Annotated in this window: 20 protein-coding genes and 1 pseudogene; 6 read left to right on the plus strand and 15 right to left on the minus strand. The window is 41.0% G+C overall.

Annotated elements, in window-relative coordinates:
* Positions 1-110 precede the first annotated feature (110 nt).
* The 3 genes from O9295_RS05600 to rfbF all read right to left on the minus strand — a co-directional run bounded on the left by O9295_RS05600 (position 111) and on the right by rfbF (position 2,458).
* On the minus strand, positions 111-1,259 hold the full coding sequence (locus O9295_RS05600) for a hypothetical protein (RefSeq protein ID WP_288032267.1): 1,149 nt from the start codon (positions 1,257-1,259) through the stop codon (positions 111-113).
* Positions 1,260-1,361: 102 nt separating this feature from the next.
* Positions 1,362-1,595, minus strand: coding sequence for a GDP-mannose 4,6-dehydratase (locus tag O9295_RS05605; protein ID WP_288032287.1), 234 nt, complete (start codon positions 1,593-1,595; stop codon positions 1,362-1,364).
* Between the two features lie 32 nt (positions 1,596-1,627).
* The gene (gene rfbF, locus O9295_RS05610) at positions 1,628-2,458 is read right to left on the minus strand and encodes a glucose-1-phosphate cytidylyltransferase (protein WP_199328746.1); all 831 of its coding nucleotides are present in this window, start codon (positions 2,456-2,458) and stop codon (positions 1,628-1,630) included.
* A 98-nt stretch (positions 2,459-2,556) separates the two neighbouring features.
* Here rfbF and O9295_RS05615 point away from each other — a divergent pair, with 98 nt between their 5' ends.
* Complete coding sequence (locus tag O9295_RS05615) at positions 2,557-2,745, plus strand: hypothetical protein (protein WP_199328747.1); 189 nt, start codon at positions 2,557-2,559, stop codon at positions 2,743-2,745.
* 60 nt (positions 2,746-2,805) lie between these two features.
* Positions 2,806-4,377: a hypothetical protein gene (locus O9295_RS05620; RefSeq protein ID WP_288032269.1), complete on the plus strand. Its 1,572-nt coding sequence runs from the start codon at positions 2,806-2,808 to the stop codon at positions 4,375-4,377.
* 254 nt (positions 4,378-4,631) lie between these two features.
* Here the strand turns inward: O9295_RS05620 and O9295_RS05625 are convergent, their stop codons facing one another.
* The 8 genes from O9295_RS05625 to O9295_RS05660 form a co-directional block, all read right to left on the minus strand.
* Positions 4,632-5,111 carry a hypothetical protein gene (locus tag O9295_RS05625; RefSeq protein ID WP_288032271.1) on the minus strand — a complete coding sequence of 160 codons (480 nt, stop codon included), beginning with the start codon at positions 5,109-5,111 and terminating at the stop codon, positions 4,632-4,634.
* Positions 5,047-5,454, minus strand: a complete 408-nt coding sequence (locus tag O9295_RS05630) for a hypothetical protein (RefSeq protein ID WP_288032273.1) — start codon at positions 5,452-5,454, stop codon at positions 5,047-5,049. Before O9295_RS05630 ends, O9295_RS05625 begins: the two co-directional genes overlap by 65 nt.
* 37 nt (positions 5,455-5,491) lie before the next feature.
* Entirely contained in the window at positions 5,492-5,938 is a 447-nt protein-coding gene (locus O9295_RS05635) for a DUF6636 domain-containing protein (RefSeq protein ID WP_288032275.1), read from the minus strand.
* A 13-nt stretch (positions 5,939-5,951) separates the two neighbouring features.
* Positions 5,952-6,434 (minus strand): CHAP domain-containing protein, encoded by a 483-nt coding sequence (locus O9295_RS05640; RefSeq protein ID WP_288032276.1) that lies wholly within the window; start codon positions 6,432-6,434, stop codon positions 5,952-5,954.
* A 110-nt stretch (positions 6,435-6,544) separates the two neighbouring features.
* Positions 6,545-7,267: a CHAP domain-containing protein gene (locus O9295_RS05645; protein WP_288032277.1), complete on the minus strand. Its 723-nt coding sequence runs from the start codon at positions 7,265-7,267 to the stop codon at positions 6,545-6,547.
* A 46-nt stretch (positions 7,268-7,313) separates the two neighbouring features.
* Positions 7,314-7,445, minus strand: coding sequence for a hypothetical protein (locus O9295_RS05650; protein WP_288032279.1), 132 nt, complete (start codon positions 7,443-7,445; stop codon positions 7,314-7,316).
* 49 nt (positions 7,446-7,494) lie between these two features.
* Positions 7,495-8,433: a glycoside hydrolase family 25 protein gene (locus O9295_RS05655; protein WP_288032281.1), complete on the minus strand. Its 939-nt coding sequence runs from the start codon at positions 8,431-8,433 to the stop codon at positions 7,495-7,497.
* 243 nt (positions 8,434-8,676) lie between these two features.
* Positions 8,677-9,786 carry a T6SS phospholipase effector Tle1-like catalytic domain-containing protein gene (locus O9295_RS05660; protein ID WP_288032282.1) on the minus strand — a complete coding sequence of 370 codons (1,110 nt, stop codon included), beginning with the start codon at positions 9,784-9,786 and terminating at the stop codon, positions 8,677-8,679.
* 396 nt (positions 9,787-10,182) lie between these two features.
* Here O9295_RS05660 and O9295_RS05665 point away from each other — a divergent pair, with 396 nt between their 5' ends.
* Positions 10,183-10,899 (plus strand): hypothetical protein, encoded by a 717-nt coding sequence (locus O9295_RS05665; RefSeq protein WP_288032283.1) that lies wholly within the window; start codon positions 10,183-10,185, stop codon positions 10,897-10,899.
* A 219-nt stretch (positions 10,900-11,118) separates the two neighbouring features.
* Here the strand turns inward: O9295_RS05665 and cysK are convergent, their stop codons facing one another.
* Together cysK and O9295_RS05675 are read right to left on the minus strand one after the other, a co-directional pair.
* Positions 11,119-12,078 (minus strand): cysteine synthase A, encoded by a 960-nt coding sequence (gene cysK, locus O9295_RS05670; RefSeq protein ID WP_288032284.1) that lies wholly within the window; start codon positions 12,076-12,078, stop codon positions 11,119-11,121.
* 57 nt (positions 12,079-12,135) lie between these two features.
* On the minus strand, positions 12,136-12,282 hold the full coding sequence (locus tag O9295_RS05675) for a hypothetical protein (RefSeq protein ID WP_002756797.1): 147 nt from the start codon (positions 12,280-12,282) through the stop codon (positions 12,136-12,138).
* A gap of 164 nt (positions 12,283-12,446) precedes the next feature.
* Here O9295_RS05675 and O9295_RS05680 point away from each other — a divergent pair, with 164 nt between their 5' ends.
* Positions 12,447-12,620 carry a hypothetical protein gene (locus tag O9295_RS05680; RefSeq protein WP_502846491.1) on the plus strand — a complete coding sequence of 58 codons (174 nt, stop codon included), beginning with the start codon at positions 12,447-12,449 and terminating at the stop codon, positions 12,618-12,620.
* Positions 12,621-12,638: 18 nt separating this feature from the next.
* Here the strand turns inward: O9295_RS05680 and O9295_RS05685 are convergent, their stop codons facing one another.
* Positions 12,639-14,093: an SAM-dependent methyltransferase gene (locus O9295_RS05685; RefSeq protein WP_288032285.1), complete on the minus strand. Its 1,455-nt coding sequence runs from the start codon at positions 14,091-14,093 to the stop codon at positions 12,639-12,641.
* A 2-nt stretch (positions 14,094-14,095) separates the two neighbouring features.
* A pseudogene (locus O9295_RS27720) lies at positions 14,096-14,755 on the minus strand (type II restriction-modification system restriction endonuclease).
* Between the two features lie 661 nt (positions 14,756-15,416).
* Between O9295_RS27720 and O9295_RS05700 the strand changes: the two are divergent.
* Together O9295_RS05700 and O9295_RS05705 are read left to right on the plus strand one after the other, a co-directional pair.
* Positions 15,417-15,539, plus strand: a complete 123-nt coding sequence (locus O9295_RS05700; RefSeq protein WP_002737208.1) for a DUF8629 family protein — start codon at positions 15,417-15,419, stop codon at positions 15,537-15,539.
* Between the two features lie 24 nt (positions 15,540-15,563).
* Entirely contained in the window at positions 15,564-17,204 is a 1,641-nt protein-coding gene (locus O9295_RS05705; RefSeq protein ID WP_288032286.1) for an MBL fold metallo-hydrolase, read from the plus strand.
* Positions 17,205-17,344 lie beyond the last annotated feature (140 nt).

Raw genomic sequence — 17,344 nt, forward strand, 5'->3', positions numbered from 1 at the left:
AACCCTTATATAGAAAGGCATTTAGCGATTTTTGTCAATTGTTTCTTATCTAGAGCGAACTAATCAATTAAGTCTCTTGCCAGATAAGGATTTAGTCGATTTATGACCCCCTATCGAACCATACCAAGTAACGAAGAACCAGCTATACTGGAAGGCAAGCTCAACTGATTTTCTTGCTTAATCCAATCCAAAATTTGAGGAAGGGCAAAGATTAGAAAAGTTAATTTGTAATCCACAACAAGGCCAATAACCAGATAATTTCCTAAATAAATGCCTGCTGCAAGACGGAAATAATCAATATATTGACTTTTATCTAAAGATTTGTCCGAATCTGTTGATACAAAATCCCAACTAAGCCATTCTTGAAAAATCTTAAATTTCGACAATAAAACTCTGGTCAAGACTAATAGCGTCAATAAACTCATAATTATATACATCATATATCTGATCATCTTTTTAATATCAGTTTCGCCGCCAGTAAATAGAGAAAGATTTGATAGAAAAGGTTGGACTTTCAAAAAGAGGGCTTGATGGCCAAAACGAAACCAAACACGCTCAACATCAAATGCTTGTGAGATAGTTTTCATCTCCTCTATACTGGCGAGAAAATAAGTAATAAAAGCAGCCGCAAAAATAGCCGCCAAGAACAGAAATAGATTTCTTTTCTCTTTAAAAATTACCGCCAGACCGAAAATTGGAAATAGTTTAATAACTCCCCAAAAAAATATTAATAAATAGGCACACAACCTAAAAATTAATGCTCGGCTATTCTTAATCATCATTAGTCCGACACCAAGCCAAGAATAGATAACAATATCTACGTTGCCACGTTCGACTAAAAGCATTACTGGTGGTGAGCATAAAATTAGGGCATAAACTATAGCTTCTTGATAATTTAATCTGCCAATGATAATTAAAGTTATAACATAAAAAATTAAAGCAAAGAAAACTCCTAAAAATATAGGATCACGCTGCTCTAAACCCAGCCAAGTTAATGAAGACCAACTACTAGGATAAGCTATTTGAGTGAAGCAGGAATTATTTGTTAGGGAAACTTCGCCTGTCAATCGATCACAATCAAAAGCCCCTAATACGGCTGCAAGATCGATAAAAGGGCTTTTAACCGCAGGAACCCCTAGTTTCCTCCAAAACTTGTGATAGGGAACAAAAAAATTAGCTAGATACAATAACCCAAAATATCCTAAGAGTGCAGCAACTACCAAAAATCTGCCATCAATTTTTGATTGCTTTTTGAGCATTTTCCTAATCTGGAGATGTATTGAATTTACTATGTCCACTTTGTGCCTCCTGCTATTCAAGGATTGACTATCTGTCCATGACCTGAGTTCAGTATAAGACGATCATTGCGCCGCTAAATGAAAGATTACATTCGGTTGCCATGAGGCGATTAAACGGGCCACTAACTCAGCCTCTCGAATATCCCCTATATGATGACTCAGGTTTTGAGCTAAGTCTAATTGCTCAAATAAGGCGGGGGTGGTATTGGGAGCTAAACTGAGGCCTTTTACCGCTGCCCCCAGATGGAGTAACCAAAACGCCAGCCAAGACCCCTTAAAGCCAGTATGACCCGTGATAAAGACCTTTTTGCCAGGCTAAAATGCTTCCTTTACCATATTTTCCATCTAGCTTGTCCAGTGTCATAAAGGTGATTGAGCATTTCCATTTCTCGGTAAGTATCCATACACTGCCAAAACCCTTCATGCTTATAGACGGCGAGTTCTCCTAAAGCGGCTAGGGTTCTTAGGGGTTGTGCCTCAAAAGTCGTCGCATCTCCCTCAATTAAATCCAAAACCTTGCGATTTAAGACAAAATACCCCCCATTAATCCATCCCTCAGCCGTTTGGGGCTTTTCTTGGAATTGAGTGACTAAATTACCCTCAATGATTAACTCGCCAAAGCGAGAAGAAGGACGAACCGCCGTCATCGTGGCTAATTTCCCATGGGAGTAATGGAAATCCAACAGATCCGCAATATTCACATCACAAACCCCGTCCCCATAGGTGGCTAAAAAGATATCGCTTCTGCTTTGGTCTATATAAGAGGTGAGACGTTTAAGACGGCCTCCCGTCATGGTTTCCTGTCCCGTGTCAATTAACCAAATACGCCAGTCTTCCTCCTCGTGTCCACTATCGAGTTTGGTCACTTTTTTATTGCCTAACTCTAAGAGGACATCACTTTGATTCCAATCATAGTTAAAGAAATAGTCCCGGATTATTTCCCCTTTGTACCCTAGACAGAGCATAAAGTCAGTTAGCCCATATTGGGCATAAGTTTTCATGATATGCCAAATAATTGGCCGATTTCCGATGGCAATCATCGGTTTAGGTCGAAATTCGGTTTCTTCCCGCAGTCGGGTTCCTTTGCCACCACACAAGATGGCGACGGGAATGTTAGACTTATAGTCCTTAACTGTTAAACTGACCGATTGTATTACCATTAGATTATATAGTGAAGGGCTTTGAGAGTGACATCATCTTATCGAGGCAGTTTAACACGGGATTCCCGATTGTGTCCAATATCTGTCTAAAAAAATTTTTGTTAAGCGAGTGTGTCCAGTTTATTGCTAAACAGTCTCTTAAATCCTATAGCAGTTATCTTCATGGTGAGGTACGAGGTTTTCGTTTTGGGGAGTCGGCCAGCAATGCTAAATCAGGTTATACTTCATCTTTAACGCTAAATTCTAACCGAGTAGGACTAGAAATTAGTGCTACCATGCGAAGATAAATATTCGGGGATACGGTCACGAAGCTACCAGACAATTTTAGGATAAAAATACCGACACTTATGGGGAAATCAATCAATAAAGTCCGAGTAACAGCACTGATTTTAGGGATTCTAGCGATCGCCTTTGCCTTTTTCACCAGGATTGTCAGTATTTTTGAATACGTTACCTTCGATATCGGACCCGATCCCGATCAGATTAGCGGTGGTTACTTTTGGATGGATATGTGGAAGGGAAACTTTCCTCAATTGGGACCTGCAGGGGGGGGTGGAAAATATGGATTCGTAATTCCTCCCCTCTATGGTTATTTAGCGTTCCCTCTGACAATTTTCGGTACCGCTCCCGAATTTCAAGTCCTTACCAATGGACTATTTTCTTTTCTATCGATTCCCCTCTTAATCTACTTTGTTTATCAACTTTTAGAAAATGTAGAACAAGATAAACGTCTTCTCCTGTCCAGTTTGGCAGGATTTTGGTATAGCACGATCTATGCGGACTATTTCATTAATAATTTTTCCTGGGCCCCTAGCCCAATACCCTTTTTCCTGCTCGTTTTTGCTTTACTCTATCGGTTCCAGATGGAAACGAGTAAGCCGCTGCTCTATCAGGCTATAGCTTGGATATTCTTCGGGATTACCGTCGCTATATTGGTGAGTTTACACACCACCACGATGTTAATTATCCCAGTGACTTCTGTTATCGCCTCTCTAGGGTTTGTTTATCGAAATCGCAAGAATACTCGTAAATGTCTTTTGCCTTTTCTATCGATTCTCTCCGCAAATCTCGCCTTGATTATGTATTGGAATAGTGAGATAGTTCGGAATTTCGCCAATACGAAAGGACTGGTGAGAGCACTCACGGAGAAGGGGGCGAGCGGTGAACCATCGAGCAATCTGTTCACTCGTCTATTTAAAGCGATTTGGGAAACGGTTTATCTGGGTAATCAAGTGTTTTTTTTGAATGACAATATATCGATTTTCAATGTCGTAGTTTCTGCTATTTTTTTCGGCATTTCTCTATACATAGTCATCAAAAAATATCGAGGCAATAAAACACTTATCGGCTTTTTGGCGATCACTTGGATAATTTTTCTCTACGCTTCCTCTAATTATCCTGATGAGCATTTTTATTCCCATCGTAAAATCTTACTCTGGTTTGCTCCTATCCTCTTGGCGATCGCTAGTCTGGCCTATCTAAACTTTACTAAGACTTTCGACAGGATCCTCGGTCTAGTTCTAGCAATTATCATCGGCTATTCTATCGCAACTAATCTCTATTTCAATCAACGTTATCTTGCTAGTAAATACGGTTCCGAAAGACTCCTATCCGTGGCCGATACAGTGGAAATTATCAATCAGATTCCGGTCGGTTCAACCCTTTGTGATCCGGCCAAGAAAGGCAAAAGAAAAGAGCATGGTCAGTACGATTATATCGATACCTTTATGACCAAAAGAGAGCTAACGATAACCAATGCCTGCCCATCGGGTAGTTATTATATACAGCCGAAATTTAAAATGGCTATCCAAATGAACGATTTATTTCCAATTTTTACCCTCGCCAAAACCCCCCCTCTCGATCGCCCGATGACTTCCCTTCTGGAAACCCCAGAAGCCTATCTCTATAAAATCGAGTAGCAATACTGTAGTGATGAAGATGCCTTTACTACCCTAGAGTTCGAGGATTAATCCAGGGTAAACCGGTGGTTAAGGGACAGTGTTAGTTCCATTAAACAATATTTATCGGTGATTTATTGGATGGGGTGCATTGTAAGCTGTATTGCCTTTAAACTGAGTAGGGGTCGAGAAGGTCGTCGCCGACCTCCCCTCCCATTCAGAACCGTACATGAGACTTTCACCTCATAGGGCCTCTAGTTTGACTGTTCCATTTGTCAAGTTAAGGAAGTTACAGTGAGTTGGATGCTATCTCGATTATTAGCATAGGCGATGATCACATCGTTAGCAAAGCAGTAAAGCCGTCCTGTTTTTGGTGCTGTAAACTGTTTATTTGTGCCAATGAGGAACAAACTATCTTGATCTTTATCAATTGAACCAATGAGTGAAAACCAAGGTGAATTAGGCATTCGTCGTAGTCTTTCACATAGTTTCAGAAAGAAATTAGTACTTTCATAACCATCAGCATTAGAGGTAATTGTCCAGTCTGTCCATTGACCTGTTGCTTGAAAATGATATTCTTGTCCAGCGACAAGATTAATTCCTGTATCGTTCCAGATTAGTTTTGAGTCTATGGTGACAGGAAGATTTTTGTTTTGCATTACCAGAGGGGAACGTAACCCAAGCCAAATCTTAAATTTTTTTTTCGAGAGATAAAGAATCAGGAATCGCCACTGCACCTTCAGTATTAAAAGCATTGGCTTGTTCACAGGTATCTTTATCTGCTAATGATTGATCAGCTAATTTAGCGATCGCTTCCATATCACTTATTTTTATTTTTTTCTCTAAGGTTAACTGACTTTGACGAGTCGAGTCTAATTGCTTAGAACTGACAGGATAGGGAAAGAGGGCATCTTTTGGCTCATTATCTCCCACTAAAAGGCGAGTTACTTCTAATTTTGGACAGGGGACTTTAACTACTGCGAGTGTTGATAGATTCTCAGCCTTAATTTGGGCGATTGGGAAAATCAAGCTGAGAAAAAGAGTCAAGCTGAGTCCTAATAATAGTTGAAAAAGGTGATGAACGGTGTAGGTTTTCATAATTTATTGTCTCCTAGGAGATTGGGAATTTTTTATTTCAAAAAGCCTGCCACTGCTGACGACTCAGAAAGAAACCGTTTCCACCGGGATTACTACACATTAATCCTGTTCTTTGTGAGATACATTGAAAGCCTGAATGTTGCCAAGTTTTTCCATAAGAAAGGATGTTGTTAGTACCGGCAATGGTATCACTTATACAAAGAACCTCTGGTTTACCTTGTTGACGGAGTAGAAAACCAGCCCCCCAATCAAATTGACAATAATTAGGATAAGGTTGAGGGGGTAGAGGATTTAACATACTTTTTATCTCGCACCGTAGCATATTATTATCTTTCCCAATTAGAGCGCAATAAATGTTACCACTTGGCATCACAAAGCTAGGGGGATTTTGAGCGTTAATTTCACTGGATAGCACGGTTATGACACAGGCGCTCAAAGATAAACAGATAGGGATGCTAACTTGATTTGTTAGAGTTTCAATCATGTTACTAATGTTGTTAGAAATTGAGCAATACCTGATCAAATTCAGAATCTAGTTTGCTAGTTTGATAAGGTGGACGACCATAACCCATAATCGTGCTTCCCTGATGGTTTACTCGTTTAACCTGATTATCAACATTCCCTCGAATCGCAACAATTGAACCATCAGAATTCACTTTTTCGACAATGCCAACGCTATCAGGCGACCGATCATTTCCCCAGTCAAAGAAGACGATATCCCCAATTTGAGGAGTTGTATGCCACCATCCATGTTCTTTAAACCATTTTTTTGCGTGGGGATGATAGGCAAAACCTTTATCTGTGGTAATTTCTAACGGTAAACCCGCATGATAAAAGCAGTAAGAAACAAATATTGCTGCCCAAGGAACATGATTCATACCATACCAATCATTGTATTTAGTTTGGTTAGAACCTGAAGGGGTTTCTTTTGTACCTATTTGATCAATGGCAATTTGTAAAACGTCTTGTGGAGTCGTCATAATTTTAGTTTCTTCCTAAATAGCTTGAATTTTGAGGTTAATTTAAGCTTTTAAAGATGAGGTATGGAATTTCCGTTTAATCCCATACCTCATCCACATCTAGTAATCATTTAGTCGGTTGTGATGGGTGCTTCCCATGCCGCATCCCACGAGATCGGTCCAATAATGCCATCAACTGTTAGACCTTTTTGTTTTTGGAATTGTTTTAGGACATTCTCATCTCGTTCCTTGAAGACACCATCAGCCTCAAGATTCCAACCTCGGTGAATCATTTGTCGTTGCCACTGCAAGACATCATCTCCTCCCATATAAGGGCTAGTTAGAGCAATGAAACGTTCCCAAACTGGATGTTCCTCTTGATCAGGGGGGACTACACCATCATAAGGAGGACGACCATAACCTAAAATCCCTTTTTTCTGAGTTTTACGGCAAACTTCGCCACCGTTAGAGTCACCAAAATCATCAGAGGTATTCCCTTCAATAGCAACAATTGAACCGTCAGAATTAACTTTTTCAACTATACCGACATGATCGGATACACCATCACCTCCCCAATCATAAAAAACAACATCACCCACTTGAGGATCTGTATGCCACCATCCTTTATTTCTAAACCATTTCACTCCATAAGGACAATAAGCAAACCCTTTAGGTGTAGTAATAGGTAAAGGTAAGCCCGCATTGTAAAAGCAATAGGAAACAAACATGGCACACCAAGGCTGATAATCCATACCATACCAAATACCAAATTTATTATGGTTAGAATTTTTTGGGTTTTCTTTGTAGCCAATTTCCCGGGCTGCAATTTGAAGAACTTGTTGTGCGGTAGTCATAGTGATATTCCTCAATAAAGTAAAGGTAAATTGGCAGTTTTCTAGGTTAAGATGGGCTAAAACAAGCGTTTAACCCGGCCATTCCTCCCCAATTGTTGAAATGTTTTTCGGCTTCGGTATTAATCTCACAGAGCGGTCGCGGCTTACCGTTGCCCGATCCGGGAAAAACGACATACATAACACCGCTACTCACACCACACACCTGATGCTTTTCATTGAATAAAAAGTCAAACAATGACCGTATTATTGGAAATAAAAGCAATTAAATCACTTAAAGACCCATTGAAGCGGTTGACATCTTCTCTTGACTCTAAAATTCCGGGGATTTCAGCGCGATCACTATATTGCCAAAATGTCCAACGATCCCATTCATGAGGAATTAAGGGTTGCGGATTGGGGGTATAATGAGCGACCCACAAAGGATAACCAGAAAAATCTCTGACTCCTCTCATCCAACCATTCCAAAAGCCGTAACTGGTATAAATAATCGGTTTACGATTAATTTCCGATTCGATGACATCAATCCACTTTTTAACCCGTTGGACTCGCTCAGGTTTGCTCAAAGAATTCCATTGTTGCTCCACTGAGGCAGGGTAATGTTCTAAATCAATAACGGGTGGTAAATCATTTACCCCAATGGGATCAACACTATTAACGTAATCCAGAAAGTGTTTAGCCTGTGCTTTGGCATCGATTGTCGGTCGGAAAAAATGATAAGCTCCCCGAATTATACCAACGCCCTCCATTTGTCGCCAATTACGGGGAAAAGTTGCGGCTTTCCACGTTTCTCCTTCCGTTGCTTTGGCAAAGGCAAAGGTATAACCTGCTTGTTTCACTCGAATCCAGTCAACTGTTCCATCGAAATCCGACACATCCAGCCCTTGTTGAAAGCCCGGTTTTTCTATAATTAATTCAAGACCAACACTATTAACGGTGTTACCATTTTGATCTAAGCCAATTATCTGAATCTGTCTTCGTCCTACACCTGTAAATGCAGGATAAGTGAGCGTCCACTCTCCTGATTCCACATTAACACTACCTAAGTGCCACTGTTCGGCAAAAATCTCAACTCGAACAGTTTCATTGTCTGCTTTTCCTTTGAAGGTAACAGGCGTGCCGCGTGAAAAAGCATCTCCATTTTTTGGACTGGTGACTTGTAAACTCATAGGTTTTGCCTCCAAATGATAAAAGTCGAGAGTTAGTCATAGAATAATTCTCCTAAGTTGAACAACAATTAGTTGCCGCAAAAAAGCAATTAAGCGAATCATTCTCTTGAGAACAATTTCTCGTTTTATAGCTGGCTGAATTTCTTGAATTGTGATACTTTCATGGCAAATCCTCCTAATTAGGTCAGATTATGAGTGTTTATGTAAGTAAAGTGAAGGCGACATTTTTGAGGCAGCGAAGTGCTAAACAGAGACTATTTCTTTCTTTCTCAAAGCACCAAGCTCTTTCTCAAGCATCATTTGAATTTCGGGAATAGCGGGTTTATAAGGGGGATTAACATTCAGGTCTGTCCAGCGATTTTTAACACTTTCATGCAAATTGCTAACATCCCCTTCAAACTGACGAGGTGCTGTTCCCGCTACATTAAATGGCCATTTTGACGTATTATCAAAATACGCACTACAATTGGGATGAACTCCATGTTGAACATAACTTTTATCTAAGGCCAAACCCAAGGCTTCGACTTGTTCCATCATCCACAATAAAGCCCCATCGGATAGGCCAGATTCTTCCTGAGAACCTCCACCAACGCAACCATGACCCCCCGGAAACCAAACTTGAACCACCTGTTCTTTTTGTTGTCTGATGTGGGTAGAATGGGGACGCATTAGCGTTACATCAAAGACTTGACGAATTTCATCAATGGCAACTGCATGAAACGCCTTTTCAATTGTGGGATTGATGGTCGAATCATAAAAGTGATAACGTTCGTTGAACTTTTCATCTAAATGCAGAGAATGAACGATATCGGGGATACCTAAAGAAGCAACTGTATCCCAACAGCATAAGGCTTTAATAGGAACTCGTCGTCCATACTGATTACGGAAATCAATGGCATTTTTACCGTTAGGTGCGTTATTTGGGTCTTGTTTGTCTCGGTAAATTTCGTAGGCTTTGGGGATTTGTCGGATAAATTCCCGATACAACAAACCACAATTATAAATTAACCCAGCTAAACAGCGTACAGTGTAAGCTCCCCGACTAAACCCAAAGAGATAAATTTCATCTTCAGGTTGATAGTTTAAGCACAGAAAACGATAGGCATCCTCAATCTTATGATCCATGCCAATGCCTAAAGCACCTCCAGCAATTTTAATTAAAGTATCAGTCACCTCGGCATTAGATTGTTTTGTCCCAATGCCTTCGTCATAATAGATGATTTGACGGATGGGGTTGCCCTTAGTATCATCAAGTGGCGTGATAGCTTGTGCCATTTTGACAACATTGGTAGGATAACCTTGTCCTAAATCTTGCCAAGTTCCATCACAACAAACAATAAGACGGCTTTTCATAGCGATGAACCTCCTAGGTTTCTTAAAACTCGCCAGTTTATGGAATAACAGCTGGCGTGACTAGGTAAAATTAGCTGCGGTATTTATACTTAATACTCTAGATGGTCTATCAGAATTTACTGTCTTAAAGACCGCAAATTAACATATTTCTTGAGGTTTCTATATATAAGTTTACAGAATATTGTTGAGCTATTTATTAATAAAAAAAGTTGAGTTTGATTGCAAACCATCTTAACACCTAAGCTCGCCAAACTGAACTTTAGCTGATTCTCGATCGCAATTTTAGCCCACCCTAGCACTGCGCTCTTTTCCCACAAGGATTTTTACTAAGAAAAATGATCTGTCTGCCTGAGAACAGGCTATAGTGATCATCAAACCCTCAGTGAAAAACTTCCCGTGTCTTCAGTATTCCGCCTTCCTCCCTATTTTTCCCCCGCTCTGCAGCGTCGAGTCATGAAAACTCTCGCCGCAAAAAAAACCCGTCAATTCTTGACATGGGCGGCAGCTTGTGCTAGTTTTTTGATCCTCTGGGCGTGGAATTGGCAGTTAGTTTTGGCCACTTTAACCGGGGTGGGGGCGATGATTGGAGTTTACCATCTCCAGGGTCAAAACTGGCCATCGCTGTGGCTGTGGGGGCGTGCTTTTTTCAGTGCCGATAGCGGTAAGTTAACTTTAGCGGTAGTCTGTGGCGGTTTGGGCAGTTTAGCCACCTATCTCGCTGTCGCCATTTGGACCTATGCCGAAAATCGCTGGTTGGCCCTGGCCTCAATTTTGCAAGGATTTGGCACGGTTTTGACTTTAATCCTGCTAGGATGGCATTTTCTCGACCATCGCGGTCAAAATGAGTCAAAAAACTTTGATCGCTGGTTAGAAAAATTAACAGTCAATGATCCCTTAATGCGCTTAATGGCAGTCCGACGTTTAAGTGAAATGCAACTTTCCCCCAGTCGTCGAGAACAATGCCAAGAATACTTCCGTTATCTTCTCTCACGAGAAACCGATGCACAAGTGCGATCGGCTTTATTGGATAATTGTTCCGGGAAAGAGGCAATCAAACCGCAACCTTTACAAATACCCCTACAGGTGAAAAAATCCCTCCTAAAATACGATTAATACTAAATCCTGTTTAAAAAGTATAGGGAAGTGGGGGAGTGGGGAAATTGAACTAAAACCCCAAAACCCCAAAACCTAAAACCTGTCTCCCAACGACCGGCTCCTGACTCGGAGAATACTGACGACCGACGACCTGCACCTGAATCCTAGGCCACCATTTAAGATAACTGCTATAGTTAAAGCTAAAGGCTCACTGTAGAGGCTGAAGACGATATTTTTTTACACCAAAGTTAACTCGCGCTCCTCGATATTTTGGAACATCAGCGTACTCAGATAACGTTCCCCGAAACTAGGCTGAATCACCACAATTAATTTACCCTCATTTTCCGGTCGTTGGGCTAGTTGAATCGCGGCGCAAAGATTGGCACCGGAAGAAATCCCCGAAAGCAACCCTTCCTCTTTTGCCAGACGACGACCAAATTGAAAAGCTTCCTCATCACTGACAGTAATTACCTCATCAATCAGATCTGTGCGTAAAACTTCCGGAATAAAACCCGCACCGATACCTTGAATTTTATGGGGACCGGGATTACCACCAGAAATCACCGGACTATTGAAAGGTTCCACCGCGACTACTTGAAAACTAGGTTTACGGGATTTAATCACTTCAGCGACTCCCGTAATCGTGCCTCCAGTACCCACACCCGCAACAATAAAATCTACCTGTCCCTCCGTATCTTGCCAAATTTCCTCAGCAGTGGTGAGACGGTGAATTTCCGGGTTAGAAGGGTTGCGAAATTGTTGCAACATATAAGCGCCGGGGATGCTATCGACAATTTGTTGAGCGCGTAAAATTGCCCCTTTCATGCCTTGGGAGCCGGGGGTAAGTTCTAGGGTAGCACCGTAGGCTTTTAACATCGCCCGGCGCTCTAAACTCATCGTTTCCGGCATAGTTAAAATCAAGCGATAACCCTTAGCTGCCGCAGTCATCGCTAGGGCAATTCCCGTATTGCCAGAAGTGGGTTCCACTAAAACCGTGGTTTCTGGATTGATTAAACCCGCTTTTTCGGCACTATTAATCATGTGAGTGCCAATGCGGTCTTTGACGGAAGCAGCGGGATTCATCCCTTCTAATTTCATCACAATTCGGCCAAGACAGCCCTCCGCTTGGGGAATCCGATTCAAATGTACTAAAGGTGTGCGGCCAACCAATTCGGTGACATCGTGAGCGATACGCATGATATTTTCTCAGTCTGGGTGATTCGTGTGCTTATTTATAGCGGTAAGTTCTCAGCTTTAGCGTTTGAGAATTTCCTCACTAGCCAAGGAGGCGCTATATAGTTCACTTATAGCAAAGGCCAGCCCTAGATCGGCAAAATTTCCATTTTCCTTTGTTTCTTCAGTCGGTCCGAGTTGATTCCCAGAGACAGGCAAAACTACCATGACCGATAAGATTGCTTTTTTCCAAAAGCTTATACTTGTACTAAAATAATTATGGATAGTTTACTAAAGTCAGAATTACGGTCATGACCATTAAATCTAATCTAGCCCTATTGAAAGAACAACACATAGAAATTAAGGGCGGATATTCTAGAGTAGTTATGATAATGTATAAAGATCAATATAAAGAAAAGGAATGCAAAGATAAAACCATCGCTCAGAAATTTAATACCTATCATTTTGTAAAGTATAAAGAGCAAGTGGTTGACTTATTAACCCGTGGGTGTACCGTTAGCGTCGAGACAAGGACAATTATCGAGGAGATGAAAAAATTATCATAAAATATCCCGTGAGATGCGTTACTTAGCTGCGTTGGCGTTAGTAATACACCCTAATTCTGATAAATTCAAACTATTTAAAATACGGGTTTTTATTGGTCTTTTTTCATCCCAGAATATCAGAGATGAATAAAATTCCATCGCTAGGGAAGAATTGAGAAGCTGTAGTGTTTTCTGAGCAGTATCTAAATCATCAAAGCTTAAGAAGTAAACAGTATCATCGAAAATAACTGGTTGATTTTGATAGGGTGATATAAGTTGAAAATTCAGTTTCTTATAAAGTCCAGAAATGGCAATTTTAAAAGGAGAGAAGGTGTAAGAACCAACGCCGAATATAGAAAAATCTGGTTGATTTTGATAGATTTTGCTTTTTCTATTCCCAAAGTAATCTACATGATTAACTAGATACTGCCAAGTTTTTGGCGCTATATCTCGCATATTTTCTGTAGATTCACCAATAAACTTCTGAGTTACTAAAACGTATTTATTGATAATTTCTAGGCGATTTTGTGCCACATCTGAACCTTTAAGGAGAGGATAAAGATAGGTGGTTTCAATATCAACGATTTCCTTTAAACCATTGACAAAAATTCCATTAACTAACTGCAATTCCATGACTTTTGAGCAATCATGTTTAATACCTGAACGCCATTTTTCTACTAGAGGATGCCGATGATATAACTTCTCTAGTCTGATAAAAGTATTTAAATCTCTGACTAGAATATCATTTTGATAACCAATACGCTGAAACTCCCTTTCCTCAAAACTCTTGAAAACATCACAAAAGTAATTTTCTGATTGAGAATCAAATTGACAAAATAGGAGACAAGCATCTACATTAGCTTGAAAATATTTTTGAGTGTTTATCGGATAAATTGCCGAATAGGTGAGATTAATTTTCTGAGTATAAATATAGTTCAAAATTTTTCTAGAAACGGCTGTTTTGCAGATAATTGCCAGATAAGCTAAACGATTATTAAGACATTCAATCAATTTAATTAACATCCATTCTGAAATATCAAAGTTACTTTTTCCTGTGATAGCATCTAAACCCTGATAACCTTGAAAGTTACTTTTTTGCGGTAAATTGCTACCATTAATCAATCCCTGTTTTGAGTTTGTTATCCAAGGTAGATTCCCCAAGAATAAAATATTCTCTTTCCATGCTTGAGTTAGAGCATTCCAATCACAGTCAAAAAAATTATTTTGATGAACTTGTATTCTTGTATCTTGGCATAATTGCTCATCTTGGGCTATCTGTGCAACATAATTAGGATTAATTTCAAAGCCAAGAATTTTTTCAGTTTGTTTGAAGGTAACTGCTGCCGATTTTAAAAAGTTTCCTGTACCACAAGTTGGCTCAATAATTACCTTGGGATTAACATTTATTTGTGATAACTTTTGGCAAATCTTTTCGGCTAACTCTAAAGGAGTTTGAAAGTCGCCGTATTCAACTTTAACTGGAGAAACTGACATTACTAATTCTCTCTATAAATAGCGATTAATCCTTCTTCTTGACCAGCAAGATCAATTACTCTAGTATATTGTAGTCTCCACTGTAAGGCGTTGGAAATGGTTAAAAATCCTTGTACTGGAGGATTAGCAAGAATTTCATCGGCTATATTGGCTGCTTCCATTTCATCAACGGGTAAGTTTTTATCTAACATAAAGGCAATTAAATCATCTTTGTTACCCTGATTGTTTAAGATGTTGCGAATACCACGAGTCATCTGGAAATCAGCTGTTCTTTCAGCCGATACAAAAATTGTCGTGATCATTCTTAAATTGGCCGTGCGATTGAGACTATTATCTAACTTTTCATAAACAAAAATAATTAAGGAATATCCTAAGCCAAAAATCTTTTGTCTTGCGGATTTAAAAGGACAAGATGATTGTGGTTGTTTAGTACTGGTTACTTTTATATCAACCAGCAACTCAGGAAAATCGATACCACTGGCTGCATTACCCTCAACAAAATCATATTTTTCTTTTAGATATAGTTTAAACTTTTGTTCTCAGTAGGTTCCGATCGCTTTACCATCTGTAACACCGTAGAGCGAAGCTTCTTGATGTTGAGACTCTAAAGCTGAAAATATAGCCGCCTCATTACCTAAAGATTCTTGGGTTAATCTTGACATATATAGCTAAATTAATTAATCTCCTCGTTTTTTCTATCTGACAAAATTAGCAAGCTTTCTTAATTATAAGTCAACTGCCATCTATGTAATACATCGCTGTGAAGCTTGAGACAAAATATTATCGCTCATAGTTTTTTCTTAATATGAGATCCAGAAAAGTAGTCCTGTGACTTGGGATTAGCTTTGCTCAAGACTTTTAAATTAACTAAAATTATCGCGCACAACCCTTGTCTAAAACCTATCCCTTATAGAGATCTTTCTTAACAATTTGGTCAGTAAGGACTCTAACCCTTATCCTGACTTGATTTCAGTTTTTTCTTTGTCATTAAGGGTGTCAACAAGGAATATTACAGATTGTTAACCGAGTCTTGAAAGCCCTGTGCTACAAAGGTTTGAAATGTTAAGAAAGATGTGACTAATGGACAGGTCTAAAACCTCGCTCCTGGTTGGCGAAAAGTTTTTGGAGCGGAGTATAAATCCCCGTTACAAAAACGGACTCCTGCCCTCCGCTTCCTGCCTTCGTTAATTATTAACATAGACCGGGCGATGGTGGGGGAAAGAGGGTGAGTGCCCAAGGTCAAACCCGAAACCTAGCTGCTAACAACCGAAAAAGTTGGGTTAGTATGAGGGGAGATACCCTCTGAGGAGTTGCACTAATTATATGGACATCAAATTAATCTTGTTGGCATTGACGGCCGTATTCACCGTCTCTTGTCTCTTTTTCGGCACCCGCAACGGTTTTTACGATAGCGATAACTACGATGGCAACGGTTCCGCTCACTAACCAGTCATCATAATCAGGGTTGCCATGGTTCAACGCTCTACTGCCGTCTGGGGGTCAAAATCCCTTTTATCCTGTTTACCTTTTGGTGTCGGTCACGCGTCGGAGGGGGTTTGTCTCCTCCTGACAATCGGTCCCTATCGCCTACTTTTAGATTGCGGTTTGGCCGATATGCAACCCCTCACCCAAAACAAAAAACCACCCGTGGATCTGGTGTTCTGTAGTCATGCCCACAGCGATCACATCCGTGGGTTAATGGCTCTCCATCAGACCTATCCCCAATTGCCAGTTTATGCCAGTGAGGTGACAGTACAACTGCTGCCCCTACAATGGCCCGATTGTGCTGAGGAAATCGGCAGTTTCTGTCAGGGTTGGCCATGGCGATCGCCGATCGCTCTCTTTGATGATCTCACCGTCGAGATTTTTCCAGCTGGCCACCTCCCTGGGGCTGCCGTGGTCCTATTCACCTACAAAACCCCCAAACGCACCTATAAGGTCCTCTATACCGGCGATTTTTCCCTGTCTAATTTTCAACTGGTGGAAGGATTATCGATCGATCTGCTGCGGGGAATATCCCCCGATGTGCTGATTATTGAAGGCAGTTACGGCACAGAGCGCCATCCCCACCGACGACAGCAGGAAAAACAGTTGATGAATCGCATCTATCATGCGATCGCTGAGGGGCAAAATGTCTTACTACCCGTCCCCGCTTTGGGATTGGGTCAGGAAATTTTAAAATTACTGCGGTCGCACCACCAATTCACAGGCCGCGACATTGATATCTGGGTTGGGGGCAAGATCGCTAAAGCTTGCGATGCCTACCTGGAAATTTTACCACAATTTCCCGCATCTGTGCAAAATTTTGCCAAACATCAGCCCTTATTTTGGGATGAGCGCATCTGTCCCCGGTTGCGAAGGTTGCCAGAAAAACCGACACCTCTAGGGGGAACCACTCCGATAATTTTACTAATCGATCGCCTAGAGGAGGTGAGTAAATATCTGCAAGGGGATAAACCTTGGTTAATGTTAGCTCCCCAACACCTGCACGATATCAACCTGGAGAATCCCCGATTAAAAGCGGCACAGCGTTCGCAATTAATTAGCCAAGAAACCTATCTACTGGCCGAACATAGCGATAGTCGCAACACCACCCAACTGATCCATAACCTGCGACCGCAGCATATCATGTTCGTCCATGGCTCGCCCCTATATCTAGCGGATTTGACCAGTTTAGAAGAATTACAAAGCCGTTATCAACTCCATTCCCCGGCCGTGGGAACTCTGGTGGAATTGCCTATTGGCGATCGCTTTATGCAACCGACACCCCCGGCCCCCAGCCACTATGAGGGAGAATTAAATGAATCGGATTCGACCATCACTATCACCTTACCAGAGCCGATCACCCGGGATCCCCGGTGGAGTAATTTCGCCGATACGGGACTGGTGGAAGCGCGCTGGCAAGGGGAAGAATTATTATTGCGGGGAGTCTCCCAACGGGAATTATTAAGCGAGAGTCCCAATCGCATCACCAAAGCTTTAGAGGAGATGGATTGCTGTCGTGTCTGTGTCCACTACAAAAGTCAGCGCTGTTGGAATCCCGCTTCTCCCCTCTACGGTTTTAAAGTGGTTCCCGAAGGCTATTGTCCCGTTTTTGAGGCCAATATATGATTAGGGTCTGCTGAATAAATCTAAAAACCTTGTTGGATAAGACTTTTGGACTTTTTTCCCCTCAAAAAGTGCCAGCCATTGCGGGGATCGGGGGGAAAATTCCTGGACTTTTTCCCTGAAAATTAGGTAGTTGACCACCT

The sequence above is a fragment of the Microcystis sp. LE18-22.4A genome, assembly GCF_027531105.1.
GTDB lineage: Bacteria > Cyanobacteriota > Cyanobacteriia > Cyanobacteriales > Microcystaceae > Microcystis > Microcystis aeruginosa.

Bases quoted from the DNA above. Each gene is read 5' to 3' on its own strand.
- O9295_RS05630 (WP_288032273.1), bottom strand. From the start codon at position 5,454: ATGAAAACCTACACCGTTCATCACCTTTTTCAACTATTATTAGGACTC.
- O9295_RS05600 (WP_288032267.1), bottom strand. From the start codon at position 1,259: ATGCTCAAAAAGCAATCAAAAATTGATGGCAGATTTTTGGTAGTTGCT.
- O9295_RS05620 (WP_288032269.1), top strand. From the start codon at position 2,806: ATGGGGAAATCAATCAATAAAGTCCGAGTAACAGCACTGATTTTAGGG.
- O9295_RS05650 (WP_288032279.1), bottom strand. From the start codon at position 7,445: ATGTATGTCGTTTTTCCCGGATCGGGCAACGGTAAGCCGCGACCGCTC.
- rfbF (WP_199328746.1), bottom strand. From the start codon at position 2,458: ATGGTAATACAATCGGTCAGTTTAACAGTTAAGGACTATAAGTCTAAC.
- O9295_RS05685 (WP_288032285.1), bottom strand. From the start codon at position 14,093: ATGTCAGTTTCTCCAGTTAAAGTTGAATACGGCGACTTTCAAACTCCT.
- O9295_RS05700 (WP_002737208.1), top strand. From the start codon at position 15,417: ATGGACATCAAATTAATCTTGTTGGCATTGACGGCCGTATTCACCGTC.
- O9295_RS05705 (WP_288032286.1), top strand. From the start codon at position 15,564: ATGGTTCAACGCTCTACTGCCGTCTGGGGGTCAAAATCCCTTTTATCC.
- O9295_RS05640 (WP_288032276.1), bottom strand. From the start codon at position 6,434: ATGACGACTCCACAAGACGTTTTACAAATTGCCATTGATCAAATAGGT.
- O9295_RS05675 (WP_002756797.1), bottom strand. From the start codon at position 12,282: ATGGTAGTTTTGCCTGTCTCTGGGAATCAACTCGGACCGACTGAAGAA.
- O9295_RS05680 (WP_502846491.1), top strand. From the start codon at position 12,447: ATGTATAAAGATCAATATAAAGAAAAGGAATGCAAAGATAAAACCATC.
- O9295_RS05625 (WP_288032271.1), bottom strand. From the start codon at position 5,111: ATGCTTTTAATACTGAAGGTGCAGTGGCGATTCCTGATTCTTTATCTC.
- cysK (WP_288032284.1), bottom strand. From the start codon at position 12,078: ATGCGTATCGCTCACGATGTCACCGAATTGGTTGGCCGCACACCTTTA.
- O9295_RS05655 (WP_288032281.1), bottom strand. From the start codon at position 8,433: ATGAGTTTACAAGTCACCAGTCCAAAAAATGGAGATGCTTTTTCACGC.
- O9295_RS05645 (WP_288032277.1), bottom strand. From the start codon at position 7,267: ATGACTACCGCACAACAAGTTCTTCAAATTGCAGCCCGGGAAATTGGC.
- O9295_RS05635 (WP_288032275.1), bottom strand. From the start codon at position 5,938: ATGATTGAAACTCTAACAAATCAAGTTAGCATCCCTATCTGTTTATCT.
- O9295_RS05660 (WP_288032282.1), bottom strand. From the start codon at position 9,786: ATGAAAAGCCGTCTTATTGTTTGTTGTGATGGAACTTGGCAAGATTTA.